Source organism: Bacillus sp. JJ1503, assembly GCF_036965125.1.
Classification (GTDB): domain Bacteria; phylum Bacillota; class Bacilli; order Bacillales; family Cytobacillaceae; genus Cytobacillus.
In genome coordinates this window covers 1-4,179 of record NZ_JBALOZ010000435.1, presented here as the reverse complement: position 1 = coordinate 4,179, position 4,179 = coordinate 1, and the positions used below count along the sequence as shown (strand labels likewise).

The 4,179-nt window shown below is 34.5% G+C and carries 4 protein-coding genes; 2 read left to right on the top strand and 2 right to left on the bottom strand.

The window, feature by feature from the left end:
• The coding region (locus tag V7149_RS24585; RefSeq protein WP_335348192.1) for a YheC/YheD family protein at window positions 1–294 on the top strand (294 nt) is incomplete at its 5' end.
• 325 nt (window positions 295–619) lie between these two features.
• Entirely contained in the window at window positions 620–2,044 is a 1,425-nt protein-coding gene (locus V7149_RS24580) for a C40 family peptidase (RefSeq protein WP_335348191.1), read from the top strand.
• Between the two features lie 143 nt (window positions 2,045–2,187).
• On the opposite strand, the gene V7149_RS24575 is transcribed toward V7149_RS24580, so the two are convergent.
• A complete protein-coding gene (locus V7149_RS24575) occupies window positions 2,188–2,964 on the bottom strand; it encodes a YheC/YheD family protein (RefSeq protein ID WP_335348190.1) in 777 nt (258 codons plus the stop codon).
• A 94-nt stretch (window positions 2,965–3,058) separates the two neighbouring features.
• The coding region (locus tag V7149_RS24570) for a YheC/YheD family protein (RefSeq protein WP_335348189.1) at window positions 3,059–4,179 on the bottom strand (1,121 nt) is incomplete at its 5' end.

Here is a 4,179-nt window from a genome sequence, read left to right as displayed (position 1 = left end):
GTTGGAATTTATAACAATGATTTCAATGAGGCATTTAAAAAGTATAAAGAAATTGAGCAATTATCTATTTTATGCTGTAAATTTTTGGAGAAGAAAGAGATACATTTAGCATATATAGGTGTTGATATTGGCATGGATGAAGATAAAAACCTCTGGATTATTGAAATAAATAATCGGTATCCAGATATGAGCATTGCTCTGGATGTCAATGATTTTCAGCTTTATTACCATACGCAAGCAGCCGCCTTACACTATTCAAAGTGGGTAGCAGGTTTCGGGGATCATTTGGAATGATCGAGATGGGCTTTTCATTTTCAAACCGAATTTATCTCGCATTAACGGGCAGTAAGAACATGGTGTCAGAAACCGAGGGTAGAGGTTTCCTCGGTTTCTGACGCTTTTTGCTTATTAATCTATTTTTTCAATCACAAATATTGAAAAGTGGCAATCAATATTTGACGTAACACTTGTAATGGAAATGTAAAGTTTCTCCATAACCCAATAATGTCTAGGCCTCGTAGGGGGCATGTTGGATAATGTTAAGTTTTACCACGTGTGACAATTTCCCTATATGATAAAATTTGTATTCGAGAATAATAACTACATCAGGAGGATAAAAATGAACAAGCGTCTAGTTACAACTACATTAGCATTCACGATTGGATTAAGTACTTTTGCGACAGCCCCGATCATGATGGATCCAGTCACAGTCTCAGCCGCAACAACCACACAGCAGAGCCAAAAAGTGGTTGAGAAAAAGGCAGATGACATAATTAGTCTCGCTAAGAGTTTAATAGGAAAAGCAACATATGCCTCAAAACACAACTATGAAACACTCCAGTTTAGATGTGCTTCGTTCATCGCGTTTATTTTTGAGAATAATGGGATAGATCTAGGTAATCGTGACGAAGCTTATATGGTTCACCAAGGGACATACGTTCCGAAAAATGAATTGCAAAAAGGCGACTTAGTTTTCTTCAAAAATAACCCATCATCAAAAAACCCAAATCATGTAGGGTTGTATATTGGAGATAATAAAATTATACATATGGCAAACGCAGAACTAGATGTTGTTATTTCTGATCTAAATAGCACGTCCTATTATCGAGATAATTATATGACTGCGAGAAGAGTAATCCCTGCTTTACTTCCTTCAGACCCAGCAACAAAAGGAGATAATATTGCTGACCTCTCCTACAATTTAATGAATAAAGTGACAATGGGCAAGGTTAATAACGAAAAAGCAATGCAATTTACGAGTACTGGATTCGTAAAATACGTTTATGGAAAAAATGGCGTTGAAGTAAAAGGAAACTATGTCAAAGATTTGATGAACTTAGGTGAAAAGGTAGCACGGAAAGATTTACGAAAAGGCGATTTGATATTCTTTAGCACTTCTGCAGGGTCGAGCACACCTTCAAGAGTAGCTATTTACACAGGGGAACATCGTATGCTTGTTCTTAGTTCGGAAGGAATTAGTTCGAGAGTCCTTTTATCTGATTATTATGATCAGCGTTATATTACGGCAAAGCGCGTTTTTAAAGATGAAAACAAAGTAGTTCAGTCACCAGTTATACCTAAAACAGATGAAAACAAAGTAGTTCAGTCACCAGTTATACCTAAAACAGATGAAAACAAAATAGTTCAGACACCAGTTATATCTAAAAAAGAAGATAATATTGTAGACTATACATTAAGCATAATGAATAAAGTGAAACACCAATTAAATGTTTACGATGAAAAATCTTTAACCTTCACAAATGCAGGCTTCACCTATTACATTTTTAAACAGCATGGTGTTGACCTGAAAACAAAAGTAGCGAGTCAGCAATCAGTGAACGGTGTACAAGTTCCAAAAGATAAATTGCAAAAGGGTGACCTTATTTTCCTAAAGCAAAGCGGGGGAAGCAAAATTAAGTATGCCGCTATTTATATTGGAAATAATGAATATGTGTATTTATCTAAATCAGGTTCAGTTGTGAAAGAAAGCTTAGAATCTAATTGGTCTAAAAGTAACTTTGTAACAGCTAAGCGTGTACTCTAATCGAATGAAATACTCGGTTGGATTCTAAATTGTACATGACTTTAAGGAAAAAATAAAGAGAAGCATTCGTTTGCGAAATGGCTGCGAATGCTTCTTACTATATTTGAAAGATCCTGACTTCGATTTAAATTAAAAATATATGTCTAAATGCCAAAATTCCCTTCTAGGTGCATTCTCCTGATCTCTTTAATTCGCTTTCGCATTTCCCCATCACCAATTTTGGAAAAATTCCCGACTCCAGGGCTTGTATTTATTTCAAATATAATAGGATCCTTGTAATTGCTAATACCAAAATCAATTCCATACTCTATTTGTGGAAATGCCGCTGCAGCTATTTCGGCAGCTATAACAGAAGCTTCCTTTATACAATTAATCATTTCTTCCCTCTCTGTTTTGTGCATCTTTAGGTGTGTCGATAATAATGAATCTATTGTCATAATTTGAGCCCCGCGGTTTGTATTGATGACTCCATTCTCATTGGTTTCTTCTGTCCCAATCTTTCCATACAACCCTCCAACAAGCCATTTTCTTTTGAGAATTTGAACATGTACCCGAATGGATAACGGGAACCCATCTTGGGTTAAGCTATGGACACCTTCTTGAACAATATATCCCCCGAATCTCTCAATTGGATGCAGTACAGGGAGGAAATCTTCGATCTTTTTAACTTCCATTTGTATTTTTTTACCATTAAGTGTATAGCCATTGAAACAGTAGGGCCCATCTTTCCTTTTATTAACTTTAAAAATTCCTTTCCCTTGCCCGCCTCTATCATTTTTTAAATAGACATATTCAAAACGTTCCAGTAACTCAGATAGGTTTTTAATTGTAAATTGCTTTGTTTCGGGAATGTACTTATTGAGTAAAGGATGTTTACTTAATAGCGAATATTGCCTCCATTTTCCAAGACGTTCCTTCAATACACACACCTCATTTATATGTTATGGTTATACACTTATTGTATGGATATAACAGTAATCCCGATTGGGTAAGTGAATTAGAAAAAAATATCTTTTATTTTAAGTCAGTATGTTTTCTTTGACGCTTGATGATTTTCCTTATATACATATACGTATCTTTATCCTCTAGTCCCGAAAACATGGATAGGTCTGGATTATAGTTTCCTTCAATAATCCAAATATTCCCTTGGGAGCTAATCCCAATGTCAAACCCAATTATATGAATATTAGGATGGTTTTCTTCAAACTGTTTGCTTGCAGAAATACAGATTCTGTCTATTTCATCTTCTAATTGATTCATATTTGTCGTTGATAAGTTTGAGTTTTGGAGTGCTTGATCAAAATTCAATAGCTTCTGTGCAGCATTGGTTATAAAGAAACCTTCTCCAGCAACCTTTACGATTTTTCCGGTTACTTTCCAGGATGAATCCACCTTCTGGGCAATGACTCTAATATCTATTGGACATCCGTTTATTTCTGATAAAGCTAATCTTTCCTGAACAAGATAAGGTTTCTTTGAATGATATTTTGTATGAATAAAATCAAAGGTTTCATCCATGCTTGATTTTGTTTGCTTTGTTCTTCCTGAGTGGATTTCAAAGGTATGAGGATCTGTCTTAGTAATTTTTACAATTCCTAAACCTTGTTGGCCAACACAAGGCTTAATGATAATATCATTATATTTATTAAGGTATTCATTAAAGGTGACTTTTGTAAGTAAGTCCGTTTTCGGTACAAATGGAGAAATTGTATGATTTTTAGAGAGTATTTGGAACTGGTTCCATTTACTTTTTTGAAAATGCAGCATTGTATCTTGAATCCATATCCGTCCTTTCAGATCATATATAATATCAATGACAACGGTATGACAATCAGGAAAGGACTCTCCTAGTTTTTTTGCTGCCTGTAGGGACAAATTTTTCGTTTTTTTGATGAAAAACATATAAAAATACTTATCGAAGATAGTACGAAATTTCTCTGTTGTAGATATATATAGCCACTCTGCTGTAGGTGATTTTCGGTGAACAGTTACATAATGGTGGAATGGACTTTGAAATAAACCTGATTGAGGTCTTGATAGCTGAATAATATTATTCTTATATTTTAATTTATTTAGTTTAATAAACTGATAAAGATCTTCTCTATTGATCAATGTATCCTCATTCACTTCTGAGA

Bases quoted from the DNA above. Each gene is read 5' to 3' on its own strand.
- V7149_RS24580 (WP_335348191.1), top strand. From the start codon at position 620: ATGAACAAGCGTCTAGTTACAACTACATTAGCATTCACGATTGGATTA.